Source organism: Streptococcus troglodytae (assembly GCF_002355215.1).
Lineage (GTDB): Bacteria > Bacillota > Bacilli > Lactobacillales > Streptococcaceae > Streptococcus > Streptococcus troglodytae.
The window spans coordinates 1838142-1853160 of the sequence record NZ_AP014612.1 but is presented as its reverse complement, the minus strand read 5'-3'; the positions used below and the strand labels follow the sequence as shown (position 1 = coordinate 1853160).

15 protein-coding genes and 4 pseudogenes are annotated in these 15019 nt (G+C 38.0%); all 19 read left to right on the top strand.

Annotated elements, in window-relative coordinates:
* Positions 1-64: 64 nt before the first annotated feature.
* On the top strand, positions 65-346 hold the full coding sequence (locus SRT_RS09020; protein ID WP_002262726.1) for a PTS sugar transporter subunit IIB: 282 nt from the start codon (positions 65-67) through the stop codon (positions 344-346).
* A gap of 65 nt (positions 347-411) precedes the next feature.
* Positions 412-897, top strand: a complete 486-nt coding sequence (locus SRT_RS09015; RefSeq protein ID WP_128833848.1) for a PTS sugar transporter subunit IIA — start codon at positions 412-414, stop codon at positions 895-897.
* Positions 898-935: 38 nt separating this feature from the next.
* On the top strand, positions 936-1601 hold the full coding sequence (locus tag SRT_RS09010) for a 3-keto-L-gulonate-6-phosphate decarboxylase UlaD (protein WP_128833847.1): 666 nt from the start codon (positions 936-938) through the stop codon (positions 1599-1601).
* Positions 1602-1606: 5 nt separating this feature from the next.
* Complete coding sequence (locus SRT_RS09005) at positions 1607-2470, top strand: L-ribulose-5-phosphate 3-epimerase (RefSeq protein ID WP_128833846.1); 864 nt, start codon at positions 1607-1609, stop codon at positions 2468-2470.
* Positions 2471-2472: 2 nt separating this feature from the next.
* Positions 2473-3183, top strand: coding sequence for an L-ribulose-5-phosphate 4-epimerase (locus SRT_RS09000; protein WP_128833845.1), 711 nt, complete (start codon positions 2473-2475; stop codon positions 3181-3183).
* Between the two features lie 426 nt (positions 3184-3609).
* Positions 3610-3744 (top strand): annotated as a pseudogene (locus SRT_RS11285) (bacteriocin); the annotation flags it as partial.
* A 471-nt stretch (positions 3745-4215) separates the two neighbouring features.
* Positions 4216-4425 (top strand): hypothetical protein, encoded by a 210-nt coding sequence (locus tag SRT_RS08990; protein WP_128833844.1) that lies wholly within the window; start codon positions 4216-4218, stop codon positions 4423-4425.
* Between the two features lie 715 nt (positions 4426-5140).
* A complete protein-coding gene (locus SRT_RS08985) occupies positions 5141-5401 on the top strand; it encodes a hypothetical protein (protein WP_128833843.1) in 261 nt (86 codons plus the stop codon).
* 405 nt (positions 5402-5806) lie between these two features.
* Positions 5807-5953, top strand: coding sequence for a hypothetical protein (locus tag SRT_RS10365; RefSeq protein ID WP_162604151.1), 147 nt, complete (start codon positions 5807-5809; stop codon positions 5951-5953).
* A 24-nt stretch (positions 5954-5977) separates the two neighbouring features.
* Positions 5978-6408 (top strand): annotated as a pseudogene (locus SRT_RS08980) (hypothetical protein).
* Positions 6409-6834: 426 nt separating this feature from the next.
* Entirely contained in the window at positions 6835-6978 is a 144-nt protein-coding gene (locus SRT_RS10450) for a hypothetical protein (RefSeq protein ID WP_167373732.1), read from the top strand.
* A gap of 280 nt (positions 6979-7258) precedes the next feature.
* Positions 7259-9538: a peptide cleavage/export ABC transporter gene (locus SRT_RS08965; protein WP_128833841.1), complete on the top strand. Its 2280-nt coding sequence runs from the start codon at positions 7259-7261 to the stop codon at positions 9536-9538.
* Between the two features lie 13 nt (positions 9539-9551).
* A pseudogene (locus SRT_RS08960) lies at positions 9552-10462 on the top strand (HlyD family efflux transporter periplasmic adaptor subunit).
* Positions 10386-10604: pseudogene (locus SRT_RS11395) on the top strand (Rgg family transcriptional regulator); the annotation flags it as partial. The pseudogenes SRT_RS08960 and SRT_RS11395, both read left to right, overlap by 77 nt.
* Before the next feature lie 46 nt (positions 10605-10650).
* Entirely contained in the window at positions 10651-10782 is a 132-nt protein-coding gene (locus SRT_RS11175) for a hypothetical protein (RefSeq protein WP_256376012.1), read from the top strand.
* Between the two features lie 438 nt (positions 10783-11220).
* A complete protein-coding gene (trpE, locus tag SRT_RS08950; RefSeq protein WP_128833840.1) occupies positions 11221-12576 on the top strand; it encodes an anthranilate synthase component I in 1356 nt (451 codons plus the stop codon).
* Positions 12573-13142: an aminodeoxychorismate/anthranilate synthase component II gene (locus SRT_RS08945; protein WP_128833839.1), complete on the top strand. Its 570-nt coding sequence runs from the start codon at positions 12573-12575 to the stop codon at positions 13140-13142. The genes trpE and SRT_RS08945 overlap by 4 nt, the downstream gene beginning before the upstream one ends.
* A 47-nt stretch (positions 13143-13189) precedes the next feature.
* Complete coding sequence (gene trpD, locus SRT_RS08940) at positions 13190-14194, top strand: anthranilate phosphoribosyltransferase (protein WP_128833838.1); 1005 nt, start codon at positions 13190-13192, stop codon at positions 14192-14194.
* Entirely contained in the window at positions 14191-14958 is a 768-nt protein-coding gene (gene trpC, locus SRT_RS08935; protein ID WP_128833837.1) for an indole-3-glycerol phosphate synthase TrpC, read from the top strand. The genes trpD and trpC overlap by 4 nt, the downstream gene beginning before the upstream one ends.
* The last annotated feature ends 61 nt before the right edge of the window (positions 14959-15019 follow it).

The following is a 15019-nucleotide window of genomic DNA, read 5'->3' as shown; positions in this document are numbered from 1 at the left end:
GCTAATATGAATTTAGCCTATCATTGTGTTATAATAGGCACGATCATTTATAGGAGGAAAAATTATGGTTAAAGTTCTTACAGCATGCGGAAATGGCATGGGCTCATCAATGGTTATTAAAATGAAGGTTGAAAATGCTTTACGTCAATTAGGTGTATCAGATATTGAGTCAGCATCATGTTCAGTTGGTGAAGCCAAAGGTTTAGCTTCAAATTACGATATTGTTGTCGCTTCAAACCATCTCATTCATGAATTGGACGGCCGTACGAATGGTAAATTAATTGGTCTTGATAATTTAATGGATGATAATGAAATTAAGACAAAATTGGAAGAAGCATTGAAATAAAAAGCGTAGTGGGTGTCTTCAATTTTGCTGAAGGCACCCATAGTTTTTAAGAAAGGAAGGATACAATGAACTTAGCACAAGCCTTTAAAGAAAATCATTCAATCCGATTAGGGTTAACAGCAAAAGATTGGAAAGAAGCTGTTAAACTATCTGTTGCTCCTCTTATTGAAAGCGGTGCAGTAAAGCCTGAATACTATAATGCTATTATTGAGTCAACTGAAAGTTATGGACCTTATTATATCTTAATGCCGGGTATGGCTATGCCTCATGCTCGTCCTGAAGCAGGCGTACAGCGCGATGCCTTTTCATTAGTGACATTGACAGAACCTGTTACCTTTACAGATGGTAAAGAAGTGCAAGTTCTCCTTGCTCTTGCAGCGACTAGCTCAAAAATTCATACATCAGTAGCTATTCCGCAAATTATTGCACTTTTTGAATTAGATCATTCCATTGAACGCCTTGTTAATTGCAAAACGCCAGAAGAAGTGCTTGCTATGGTAGAAGAATCTAAAAGCAGTCCTTATCTTGAGGGGCTTGACCTTGATTCATAAGAAGAAATGAGTTAGTACATAGAAAGAAGGAGATATAAATGACAAAACGATTACCAAATTTACAGGTTGCACTGGACCATTCTAACTTGAAAGGCGCTATTACAGCAGCGGTTTCTGTAGGAAATGAAGTAGATGTTATTGAAGCGGGAACCGTCTGTCTCCTTCAAGTTGGCAGCGAATTGGTAGAAGTCTTACGCAGTCTTTTTCCAGATAAAATCATCGTTGCCGATACAAAGTGCGCTGATGCTGGCGGTACAGTTGCTAAAAATAATGCTGTGCGTGGCGCTAACTGGATGACCTGTATCTGTTCAGCTACTATTCCAACCATGAAAGCAGCCCGCAAAGCCATTGAAGACGTTAATCCTGATAAAGGTGAGATTCAGGTTGAACTCTATGGTGATTGGACCTATGATCAGGCCCAACAGTGGTTAGATGCCGGTATATCACAAGCAATCTATCACCAATCACGCGATGCTCTGCTTGCAGGTGAAACTTGGGGAGAAAAAGATCTTAACAAGGTTAAAAAACTCATTGAAATGGGTTTTCGTGTTTCAGTAACTGGCGGTCTTAATGTTGATACCTTGAAACTCTTTAAAGGAGTTGATGTTTTCACCTTTATCGCAGGACGTGGGATCACTGAGGCAGAAAATCCTGCTGGGGCAGCGCGTGCATTTAAAGATGAAATCAAACGAATCTGGGGGTAAAGCCTATGGCACGTCCAATTGGTATTTATGAAAAGGCAACGCCTAAACACTTTACTTGGCTGGAACGTCTCAACTTTGCCAAGGAACTTGGTTTTGATTTTGTCGAGTTGTCCATTGATGAGAGCGACGAACGTTTGGCACGTTTGGATTGGTCCAAGGAAGAACGTCTAGAATTGGTTAAAGCTATTTTTGAGACAGGTGTGCGGATTCCCACCATTACTTTTAGCGGACATCGCCGTTATCCACTGGGTTCCAACGATCCCAAGAAAGAAGCGCGTGCTCTTGAAATGATGGAAAAATGTATCGAGTTTGCACAGGACATTGGTATTCGTAACATCCAGCTGGCTGGTTACGATGTTTACTACGAAGAGAAGTCTCCTAAAACACGTGCACGCTTCCTTAAAAATTTACGTCAAGCCTGTACTTGGGCTGAAGAAGCGCAAGTTATCCTATCAATTGAAATCATGGATGATCCTTTTATCAATTCGATTGAAAAATATCTAGCTGTCGAAAAAGAAATTGACTCTCCTTACCTCTTTGTCTATCCTGATACAGGAAATGTCTCAGCTTGGGGCAATGATCTTTGGAGTGAATTCTACATTGGGCACAAATCTATCGCAGCCCTTCACTTAAAAGATACTTATGCTGTTACAGAAAGTTCGAAAGGTCAATTTCGTGATGTGCCATTTGGTCAGGGCTGTGTAGATTGGGAAGCCATGTTTGATGTTTTGAAGAAAACAAATTATAATGGCCCATTTTTAATTGAAATGTGGTCTGAAAATTGTGAAACGGTAGAAGAAACGCGTGCAGCTATTAAAGAAGCACAAGAGTTCCTCTATCCTTTAATTGAGAAAGCGGGGTTACGTTAAATATGTTAGTACCTGAACTGCGCGAACGCGTCTACAAAGCTAATATGGAACTGCCAGAACATAGTCTGGTTAAGTTTACTTGGGGCAACGTCTCGGCTGTTGATCGTGAAGGCGGCTATATTGCCATTAAACCATCTGGAGTTGCTTATGACAAATTATCGGCGGAAAATATGGTCATTACAGACCTTGATGGAAATATCCTTGAAGGAGACTTGAATCCTTCGTCAGATTTGCCAACGCATGTCGAATTGTACAAAGCTTTCCCGGAAGTTGGCGGTATTGTCCATACACACTCAACTGAAGGCGTGTCTTGGGCACAGGCCGGCCGTGATATTCCTTGTTACGGAACAACACATGCAGATACCTTCTATGGGGCAATTCCATGTGCGCGTGCTTTGACGCCGGAAGAAATCAATGGTGAATATGAAAAAGAAACCGGAAAAGTTATCATTGAAGAATTTAAAAAACGCGGACTTGACCCTTTAGCTGTTTCTGGTGTCACTGTCCGCAATCACGGACCATTTGCTTGGGGAAAAGACGAAAAGTCAGCTGTATACAATGCAGTTGTCTTAGAAGAAGCAGCTCGCATGGCGAGATACACAGAAAGTATCAATCCAGAAGTGCAAGAAGTGCCGCAAGCACTCAAAGATAAACATTATCTCCGTAAGCATGGTAAGAATGCTTACTATGGGCAAAAAGACGATAGTCATTAAAAAGAGGAATGATTGTTTCAGATTGAAGACAAACCTTTCGAGGTTTAGTCTTTTTTACTTTCAGAGAGATCAATGAACAAAACACCTTTTCCTTTTTGTGAATAAATCTGTGTCAGATTAATAAAGTGAAAAAATTTTAGAAAGCATAGAGAAACATAATATAACAATATAAAAGATAAAGGCTTTGTTTATATAAAAAGCCCTTCTTGTCAATATTAATAAAAGTTTTATAAGAACCATTAATAACATTAAGAAATTCTAATTTACCAGAAAAATTTCTGTTACTTTTCACTTTATTGTTCTTGATATTAAAATTCTGGAATATTATTGTACCTGTCATTTTAAAATGTTAAAATGACATTAGAACATATAGAAAAGGGGAATTTGGGGAATTTTATGAATTCATTAGCATTTGAAGAGTTTGAAGCAGTAGGAGCAGTAAGAACAGTTACTCTTCCAATTGTTGGTAGTGTAGCAGGAGCTACAGCAGGGGCTTATGGCGGTGCTGCAACTGGTTTTGTGGCTGGTGCTGCTGTTAATACTTGGGGACCTTGGATTTAAGCTCTATCAGGAGGACTACCATATGTTGTCACCGAAATTAGGAAGAGCTGTTCTTTTTAGTTATCCTATCTTATTGCTCATTTCCTTATTATTACCAATTAAAAATATTAAACTGATTGTATTTATGATATTTATGATAGAGAATATTTTAGTATTAATATTTTATTGGAAAAGTAAACATCTCTCATAAGTGATATGATAGAGACTATTAAAATGAATCAATAGCCTAATTCTTGTAAGAATTAGGCTATTTGAGTAAAAATAGGTTTCATATGAATAGAAATCGAAAATAAATTGTTGGCTCCTTAGCAGGCCTGAAGGCAATTCCTGTTGCTTCTCTAGCTATAGGTGCAACCTTTGGTGGATTATGTGGAGCCGTTGGCGGAGGATTCACCGGTGGTGTTACTGGTTATGAGAAGCTTTCATTTTAGTTACAGTCATTTTATTTCTCATAATTGAAGGGAAAATTTTATGTTTTCAAAGAAATCTATCATTGTTAGTTATACTTATATGTTGGCTATACCTATTTGTCTTATGCTGTATGCCATCTTTCCAAGTATAAGAGATTTTGTTTCCACTATATATCTAATAGGGACGATGTTAGTTATCGTTTTTTGCTGGAAAGATTTTTTCAAACTGATGCAACTGCTAAGAGAGTATTGGAAAAATAAAAAAGGATGATTTCATGTTCTTACATGAAGCTTTTAGATAGTGTACCTTTTATATTAATGATTTCAATCATATTTCTCTTTAAATATGGGATAGACAATATTTCGAAATGCCAATAAAATAATAATTATCAGAAAATTTGCACCTGTTTTTTCATTTTATTTCCATCAAAGTTAAAAACTAGAAACATTATTGAACCTGTTATTTAAAAATGCTAAAATGACAGCAATATTTAGAAAAGGTGATATTGGTTTATGCACATAATTCAGTCAATTTTAGTGTTACTTGTTCTTTGTGTTTTAGCACTTATTTCTTACCGTAGTAAAAACATTATTATTTCATTTATATGTGTCATCATTTTGCTTGCTTTATTTGTTTATTATCTTTTGCATTAGTGAAAGCAAAAGTATTTTCAAATTTAAATTTAGTCAAGTTAATGACTTGTGGTGCTAGTTTAGTAGCCTAGTTCTAAAAGATGAAACTATCATACAATTATTAATTTACTCTTAATCAATAAAAGTTCAAATTATTGATTATATGATGGTTTTATGATATGAAAGGTTTCAGTTATGATAAGTACGGAATTTAGATTAAAAAAATGTTAGGAGCTTGATATAAAAGTTTCGGTACATACTATAATAATTTGTCTGTTGTATTGTAATCAGTATGAGCATTTTAGTGTTTATTCCAAAAAGGAATTTTTGGAAACACAGCAACTTTAGACTCAATGGCATTTGATCATTTTGATGCAACGGCTAGAGATTATCTATCTGCTACAGATGGCTCGGGAATTATATCTGGTTTATTTGGTGCTGCAGTTAATGGTAGTACAGAAGCAATTGAATGGGGATTTGCAGGTGCAGGAGTTGGAACTTTAGGATTGGAAGTTCCTATCGTGGGCGAGATCACTGTTGCGGGTGGTGCTGCTATTGGTGCAACTGCAGGTTTTATTCATGGTGCGTATAATGGATTTGTAACAGGTTATTAATATGTTAGATTTTAAGAAAATCTTGGTGGTTGCAATGACAGCAACGATTATCTCAGGGATTTTAGCCAGGATTAGTGCGACTAGCGGAAATAATACGACAAAATATTGTTGTCTTACTTTGCTAATTTTGGTGGATCTGATTTCACTAATCGTTATCGGTGTTAGTTATTTTAAGACTAAGTAACAAGTAATCAAATTCAGACTTTAAAGCTGTAAAATTCACCGTAGTTCTATCATATTTTAGTTTCTCTTTAATCATTTTCTTTTGTCAAATTATATTTTGTTAATAGTGAGTTTTATGATACTACCGCTTATATCACACTATAGTAAAAGTTCATTTGTTAGGATCGCTTGTTTTATTATTTTTCTGTTTGAATATATTTGGCTCTTTGTCAACTGTAGTGGGTGGCATTTCTGGCTTTGGAGCTGGCCTCGGAGCAAGCATTGCATTGGCGCGAGTGTCTCTTCCTATGGCAGCAGAAAGCAGTTCCTTGGCTAATTGGAGTTGCAACTATTACAGGTGCTGCAGCTATTTATTATGGCGCTAATTAATGTTAATGATTGGAATACACCAATATGATAATAAAAGATGAAAAAACACGAAGGATAATTTTTTACTGTCTTGGCTTTTGCTTGCCACAGGCCTTGCTTTGGTTGAGTGGTCGCATTCAAAAATCATAGCAATAGTACTATTTACTGTACTCACAGCTACGGCTGTTTTCAGTTTTTTTAGCAAGAAGAAAGTTCAAAAGAAGAATAATGAAAGCGCCTCCGAAGCAAATGATTCAGTTGACAGCAATATGATGGCGAATCGAACACGAAAGATAATTTATGTGCTGTCTTGGTTTATATTTGCGATAGTCACTGCTGTCATTATATGGCGTTATTCAAAAATTATAGCAGCATTGGTATTTATTGCTATAACAGCTGTGAGCATTTTCAGCTTTTTTAGCATAATAAAAGTTGAAGGGAAAAACAATAAAAATTTTAAATTATCTCCTCACTGAAACTATAGGAGCTGATTATAGTCTATGAGTAAACGTCTATTTCAAAATAGCTTGCTGACGGTTTTTGTAATAATGGGATTACTAGCTACACACCGATAAGATCCCTTAAGTACATTCTTGTTGGTTTAATGGCCTTAGAAGGACTTTCTCTCATTGTGATTGATGGCGCAAAACTATTAAAAAGGATTAGGCATTAGAAATGTTGAAATCTTTAAAAGAGTTGAGATGATCGACTCACTTTATTTGAGTACCTCAATCTAGCTTGGGTCAGATCATTTTGGAATGCTAACAATAGCAGCTATCAGAAAAGTTGTAAGATTCTTTCTTTTTATTATCATCTGTATTAAAGTTCTGGAATATTATTGTATATGCTGTTTTAAAATGTTAAAATGATGATAACTTGGAGAATTAGAGAAGGAGAAGTTTATGAATACATTAATTTTGGATTCAGTGGCATTTGATCATTTTGAAACAGCAGGAGAAAATTACCTTGCTGTAATCGAAGGAGAAGGACTAGGTCTTGGTATCTGTCTTGGATTTGTTGGTTTTGCAGCTGGTTATAGCCTATGATTAAGCGTCTATTTCAGAATAGTTTGCTGCCGATTTTTGTAATAATGGGGTTAATGGCTGTATACACACCGATAAGACCCCTTAAGTACATTCTTGTTGGGTTAATGGCCTTAGAAGGACTTTTTCTCATTGTGACTGATGGCGCAAAACTATTAAAAAGGATTAAACATTAAAAATGTTAAAATATTTAAAAGAGTTGAGATGATCAACTCACTCTATTTAAGATAACTCAACCTAGTTTGAGTTATTTTTCTGAATATAAACAAGAGAGATTATTTTTATGGAACAAGTTATTTATGTTGTTTTAATCGTCATAGCTGTTAACATTCTCTTAGAGGTTATCAAAAGAGTAACGAAAAGAGGGACAGTTTCGTCATCTAATCCTTTACCAGATGGGCAGTCTAAGTTGTTTTGGCGCAGACATTATAAGCTGGTACCTCAGATTGATACCAGAGACTGTGGGCCGGCAGTGCTGGCATCTGTTGCAAAGCATTACGGTTCTAACTACTCTATTGCTCATCTGCGGGAACTTTCAAAGACTAACAAGCAAGGAACGACAGCTCTTGGCATCGTTGAAGCTGCTAAAAAGTTAGGTTTTGAAACGCGCTCTATCAAGGCGGATATGACGCTTTTTGATTATGATGATTTGACCTATCCTTTTATCGTCCATGTGATTAAAGGAAAACGACTGCAGCATTATTATGTCGTCTATGGCAGCCAGAATGATCAGCTGATTATTGGAGATCCTGATCCTTCAGTTAAGGTGACTAAGATGAGTAAGGAACGCTTTCAATCAGAGTGGACAGGTCTTGCGATTTTTCTAGCTCCTCAGCCTAGTTATAAGCCTCATAAAGGTGAAAAAAATGGTTTGTCCGATTTCTTCCCGCTGATCTTTAAGCAGAAAGCTTTGATGACTTATATTATCATAGCTAGCTTGATTGTGACGCTCATTGATATTGTCGGATCATACTATCTCCAAGGAATATTGGACGAGTACATTCCTGATCAGCTGATTTCAACTTTAGGAATGATTACGATTGGTCTGATAATAACCTATATTATCCAGCAGATTATGGCTTTTGCAAAAGAATACCTCTTGGCCGTGCTCAGTTTGCGTTTAGTCATTGATGTTATCCTGTCTTATATTAAACATATTTTTACGCTTCCTATGTCTTTCTTTGCGACAAGGCGAACAGGGGAAATCACGTCTCGTTTTACAGATGCCAATCAGATTATTGATGCTGTAGCGTCAACCATCTTTTCAATCTTTTTAGATATGACTATGGTGATTTTGGTTGGCGGGGTTTTATTGGCGCAAAACAATAATCTTTTCTTTCTGACCTTGCTCTCCATTCCGATTTATGCCATCATTATTTTTGCTTTCTTGAAACCCTTTGAGAAAATGAATCACGAAGTGATGGAAAGCAATGCTGTGGTAAGTTCTTCTATCATTGAAGACATCAATGGGATGGAAACCATTAAATCACTTACAAGTGAGTCAGCTCGTTATCAAAACATTGATAGTGAATTTGTTGATTATTTGGAGAAAAACTTTAAGCTGCACAAGTATAGTGCTATTCAAACCGCATTAAAAAGCGGTGCTAAGCTTATTCTCAATGTCGTCATTCTCTGGTATGGCTCTCGCCTAGTGATGGATAATAAGATCTCAGTTGGTCAGCTTATCACTTTTAATGCTTTGCTGTCTTATTTCTCAAATCCGATTGAAAATATTATCAATCTGCAATCCAAACTGCAGTCAGCTCGCGTTGCCAATACACGTCTTAATGAGGTCTATCTAGTTGAATCTGAATTTGAAAAAGACGGCGATTTATCAGAAAATAGCTTTTTAGATGGTGATATTTCGTTTGAGAATCTTTCTTACAAATATGGATTTGGGCGAGATACCTTATCAGATATTAATTTATCAATCAAAAAAGGCTCCAAGGTCAGCCTAGTTGGAGCCAGTGGTTCTGGTAAGACGACTTTGGCTAAACTGATTGTCAATTTTTACGAGCCTAACAAAGGGATTGTTCGGATTAATGGCAATGATTTGAAAGTTATTGATAAGACAGCTTTGCGACGGCATATTAGCTATTTGCCGCAACAGGCCTATGTTTTTAGTGGTTCTATTATGGATAATCTCGTTTTAGGAGCTAAAGAAGGAACGAGTCAGGAAGACATTATTCGTGCCTGTGAAATTGCTGAAATCCGCTCGGACATTGAACAAATGCCTCAAGGTTATCAGACAGAGTTATCAGATGGTGCCGGCATTTCTGGCGGTCAAAAACAGCGGATTGCTTTAGCTAGAGCCTTATTAACACAGGCACCAGTTTTGATTCTGGATGAAGCCACCAGTAGTCTTGATATTCTGACAGAAAAGAAAATTATCAGCAATCTCTTACAGATGACGGAGAAAACGATAATTTTTGTTGCCCACCGCTTAAGCATTTCACAGCGTACTGACGAAGTCATTGTCATGGATCAAGGAAAAATTGTTGAACAAGGCACTCATAAGGAACTTTTAGCTAAGCAAGGTTTCTATTATAACCTGTTTAATTGAGAAAGGGGATAACATGGATCCTAAATTTTTACAAAGTGCAGAATTTTATAGGAGACGCTATCATAATTTTGCGACACTATTAATTGTTCCTTTAGTCTGCTTGATTATCTTCTTGATCATATTCCTTTGTTTTGCTAAAAAAGAAATTACAGTGATTTCTACTGGTGAAGTTGCACCAACAAAGGTTGTAGATGTTATCCAATCTTACAGTGACAGTTCAATCATTAAAAATAATTTAGATAATAATGCAACTGTTGAGAAGGGGGACGTTTTAGTTGAATATTCAGAAAATGCCAGTCCAAACCGTCAGACTGAACAAAAGAATATTATAAAAGAAAGACAAAAACGAGAAGAGAAGGAAAAGAAAAAACACCGAAAGAGCAAAAAAAGAAGAAGTCTAAGAGCAAAAAAGCTTCCAAAGATAAGAAAAAGAAATCGAAAAACAAGAAAGACAAGGAAAGCAGCTCTGGCGATGAAAATGAAACAAAGAAGGTTTCGATTTTTGCTTCAGAAGATGGTATCATTCATACCAATCCCAAATATGATGGTGCCAATGTTATTCCGAAGCAAACCGAGATTGCTCAAATTTATCCTGATATTCAAAAAACAAGAAAAGTGTTAATCACCTACTATGCTTCTTCTGATGATGTTGTTTCTATGAAAAAAGGACAGACCGCTCGTCTTTCCTTGGAAAAAAAGGGAAATGACAAGGTTGTTATTGAAGGAAAAATTAACAATGTTGCTTCATCAGCAACGACTACTAAAAAAGGAAATCTCTTTAAAGTTACTGCCAAAGTGAAGGTTTCTAAGAAAAATAGCAAACTCATCAAGTATGGTATGACAGGCAAGACAGTCACTGTTATTGATAAAAAGACTTATTTTGATTATTTCAAAGATAAATTACTGCATAAAATGGATAATTAGACTCTATGATATTGAAGAGTGGTCAACCTATGAAGTTTATATATTTGGAAATATCATGACTGCCTTAAGCAGCGAAAACCTTATTTTCCTAGGGAAAGCTTTTGTTGAGCGTGACAAGCTCTACCGTTCCATTCCGAGTCATAAAACAGTTATCATAACAGCTCCTTCAGAATCTTGCTCTTGATCATATGGAAAATGGAATAACAATACTGGAGGAATTAGAGCATTTCATAGACAAAGTAGTAGAGCTGGCGGATCCGCTCATCACTATGTTTTTAAGAGAAAATTTGAAACAATACTTACAATTACAAGAAAAATGAGCTACCAAGGCGGTAGCTCATTTTTCTATAGCAACAGCAACATAATTGGAATACAGAGATTGATAAATATAAATTTTTTCTTCATAACTTTATCCTCCTGCAGTTATTATATATCTAAATAATTCAAACGTAAGAAAGTTGAAAATATGAAAAAAAGAAAAATTAATTTCATATTTGCAAATATCAGGAAAACCTAGATTTTAATGGTAAACTGATGAAAAACTTTACTTAAAGTCTGATAAGGGAGATGTTATGGAAGCAAAGACTGATCATATTTTCGTTAAGTTAAGCGATAATCCAAATATTGAAATTAATTATAAAAGTTCTGATAAGCTCATTTTTAAAATCTATTACACTGATATTAGAAGTTAAACTATACCACTTAGATAATGTGAAAAGTCACCCAGTAACTGATAACATAGACAGAAAGGAACCATTATGCAAAAAATTTTACCGGAAGATACTCTTACTCCGATTTTAGCCTATATGCGTATTAAAGGCCAGCACAAGGTGATTTTAGAGTCCATCTCCCGAGAAAAGGGAAATGCACGCTTTTCAATTGTGGCCTATAATCCCGTTTTTGAACTGCGTTTTGAAGAGGGGCACTTACTGAAAAACGGAGAAGTGGTTGATGACGATCCGCTTGAGTATCTCAATGCCTTGACACTTAAATCTAATCGATCTGATCTTCCTTTTGGCGGTGGCGCCATCGGTTTTGTTGGCTATGATATGATGGGACTTTATGAAAATATTGGTCAGATTCCCCAAGATACTATCGGGACACCGGATATGCACTTCTTTATTTATGAATCCTATTTGATCTTTGATCACAAGAAGGAAAAGGTTTACGTGGTAGAGGACAATATTTACAGCGGCCGTGATAACGATGCTAGCCGTCAGGCACTGGGGCAGGTCGTTCAGGAACTGCAAACTCAAGCTCCGAATGAATTCAATCCTCAGAATCTGCACCGACTGAATTTTAAGAACCATCTGGAAAAGGGAGCTTTTGAAGCCATGGTCAACAAAGCTAAAAAGCTTATTCGCCAGGGAGATATGTTTCAGTGTGTGCTCAGCCAGCGCCTCTCAAGTGATTTCCAGGGGGATCCGCTTGATTATTATCGAAATTTGCGTGTGACCAGTCCTTCAAACTATCTCTACTTCTATGATTTTGGGTACTATCAGATTATCGGAGCCAGTCCTGAGAGTTTAGTCTCGGTCAAAGACGGTCAGGTCGTGACCAATCCGATCGCTGGTACGCGTCCCAGAGGTAAGGATGAAGCAGAGGATCAGGCTTTGGCGAAAGATTTGGCTGGTGATGTTAAAGAGACAGCGGAACATCGTATGCTGGTCGATCTAGGCCGCAATGATATCGGTAAGATTGCTGAGATTGGCAGCGTTAAGCTGACTAAGTACATGGAGGTAGAATACTTCCGCTATGTGATGCACCTGACCAGTGTTGTCAAAGGGGCTCTGCTGCCCCAGCTAACAGCTATAGATGCCCTAAAATCAACTCTGCCAGCAGGAACCGTATCGGGTGCTCCTAAAATTCGTGCCATGACGCGTATCTACCAGCTGGAAAAAGAAAAACGGGGAGTTTATGCTGGTGCTATCGGCTACCTATCTGCGACAGGTGATATGGATTTTGCCATTGCTATCCGTACCATGATTCTCAAAAATAACAAGGCCTACGTTCAGGCTGGAGCTGGCATTGTCTATGACAGTCAGCCCGAAAACGAGTTTTATGAAACAATCAATAAGGCCAAGGCCATGACAAAAATAGGAGAAGTCCAATGATTTTACTGATTGATAATTATGATTCTTTCACCTATAACTTAGCTCAGTACCTTGGGACTTTTGCAGATGTGAAAGTGCTGCGCAATGATGCTGAAAACCTATATCAGGAGGCACAAACAGCTGCTGCCCTAGTTTTTTCACCAGGTCCTGGCTGGCCGGCTGATGCTGGAAACATAGAAAAACTGATTAAGGACTTTGCCGGAGAAAAGCCTATACTGGGTATCTGTCTGGGCCATCAGGCTATTGCTGAGAGTTTTGGCGGTCGGCTGGGCCTGGCTAAAAATGTTAGGCATGGCAAACAGTCTCCTATTGAATTGCAGGCTCCTTTTCTTCTTTTTGAAGGGATTCCAGATGGCGTACCTATTATGCGTTATCACTCAATAGTCGTTGAAGAGGTACCGTATGATTTTGAGGTGACGGCTATCGCTAGCGATGATCACGAAATTATGGCTATTCAGCATAAGGAGCTACCTATATATGGTCTCCAATATCATCCGGAAAGTATTGGTTCACCGAATGGTTTGAAAATGATTAAAAATTTTGTCAAGCTTTCATACAAGGATTAAGAAGTTAGGCAGCAGCCGTATAAAATGTAAAAAGGGGGGAACAGCAGATGAAAGAGATTTTTACGAAATTAAGCCAGAAACAAGACTTAAAACAAGAAGAAGTTCAGAAACTTTTTGAAAATATTTTGCAAGGTCAAGTGTCAGAGGCACAAATCGCCGCTTTTTTGTTAGGCCTGAAAATCAAAGGGGAAACACCAGAAGAGATTACAGGCCTTGTCAAGGCTTTAAAAGACTGGGCAGTCCAACTTCCCCAAGCTTTTGATGATGCCATGTGTAACTGCGGAACTGGTGGTGACCAATCTTATAGTTTCAATATTTCGACAACAGCTTGCTTTATCTTAGCAGCTGGTGGTATTCGCATGGCTAAGGCAGGTAATCGTTCGGTCTCGTCTAAATCAGGTTCAGCCGATGTTTTGGAAGAGTTAGGCATTAATATTGCAGCAGAACCTGAAATCTTGTCCAAGGCCTTGGATGAGGTGGGATTAGCTTTTATCTTTGCGCAAACCATGCATCCGGCCATACGTTACATTGATCCAGCCAGACAGGCACTTGGGATCCCAACGCTTATGAATTTGGTAGGACCGCTGGCCAATCCGCTGGATCTAGAAACCCAGCTTATGGGACTCTATCGTGTGGAATTGCAGGACATAGTTTCTCAGTCACTGCAGCAGATGGGTCGCAAGCGTGCGCTGGTTATCACAGGGCCTGACAATATGGATGAGGCCGCCCTCTATGGTATCAATACCTATACCTTATTAGAAAATGGGAAGATAAGCCAACATACGTTTACCTATAAGGATTTGGAAATGGATAAGGTCAAATTAGCTGATATCACAGGCGGTGATGCTAAAGACAATGCTCAAATTTTACTTAGTGTCCTAGGCAATGATCCCAGTCCCTATCTAGAAACGACGGTATTGAATGCAGGTCTTGGCTTCTATGCCAATGGTAAAGCTGACAGTATCAAAGCCGGTATAACTTTAGCCCGCCAGCTCTTAGCTGACGGTTCAGCCTTGGCCAAACTTCGCCAGTTACAAGAGGTACAAGTATGAAACAAGGGTTTCTCCCCACCATCTTAAAGCAAAAAGAAAAGGAAGTAGCCCAGCTTGTCATGGAGGAGTTGCAGCCGCTCCGTCAAACTTATCGTCTTTATGATTTTCTTAAGGATCATCAAGATAAATTGCAAATTATTGCCGAAGTCAAAAAAGCCAGTCCCAGCCTAGGTGATATTAATATGGGTGTTGATATTGTGGCTCAAGCTAAGACCTATGAGCAAAACGGCGCTGCTATGATTTCTGTGCTGACAGACGAAATTTATTTCAAGGGGCATCTAGATTATCTGCATCAAATTTCCAAACAAGTGGCTATTCCGACTCTAGCTAAAGATTTTATCATCGATGAAAAGCAGATTATCCGCAGTCGCAATGCTGGAGCAACGGTGATTTTGCTGATTGCAGCCGCTCTGTCAGAGACACGCTTAAAAGAGCTGTGTGATTTTGCGGCTGGTCTGGATTTGGAAGTTTTAGTGGAAATACATAATTCACCAGAGCTTGAGATTGCCCACCGTATCGGTGCAAAGATTATTGGTGTCAATAATCGCAACCTAGTCACCTTTAAAACGGATATCAATACGAGTTTGCAGCTGTCCACCCATTTTAAAGAAGGACCAGTTTACATTTCTGAATCGGCCATCAGCACAGGGGAGGATGCGCAGACGGTTGCCCCTTACTTTAATGCTATCTTAGTCGGAACAGCTCTGATGACAACGACTCATGTTGCAGACAAGATAAAGGAGCTGAGAATTGACAAAAGTTAAATTTGCGGCCTATCCAGCCTAAAAGCAGTGCAAGGGTCGTTAACAGCGATGCGGAATATTG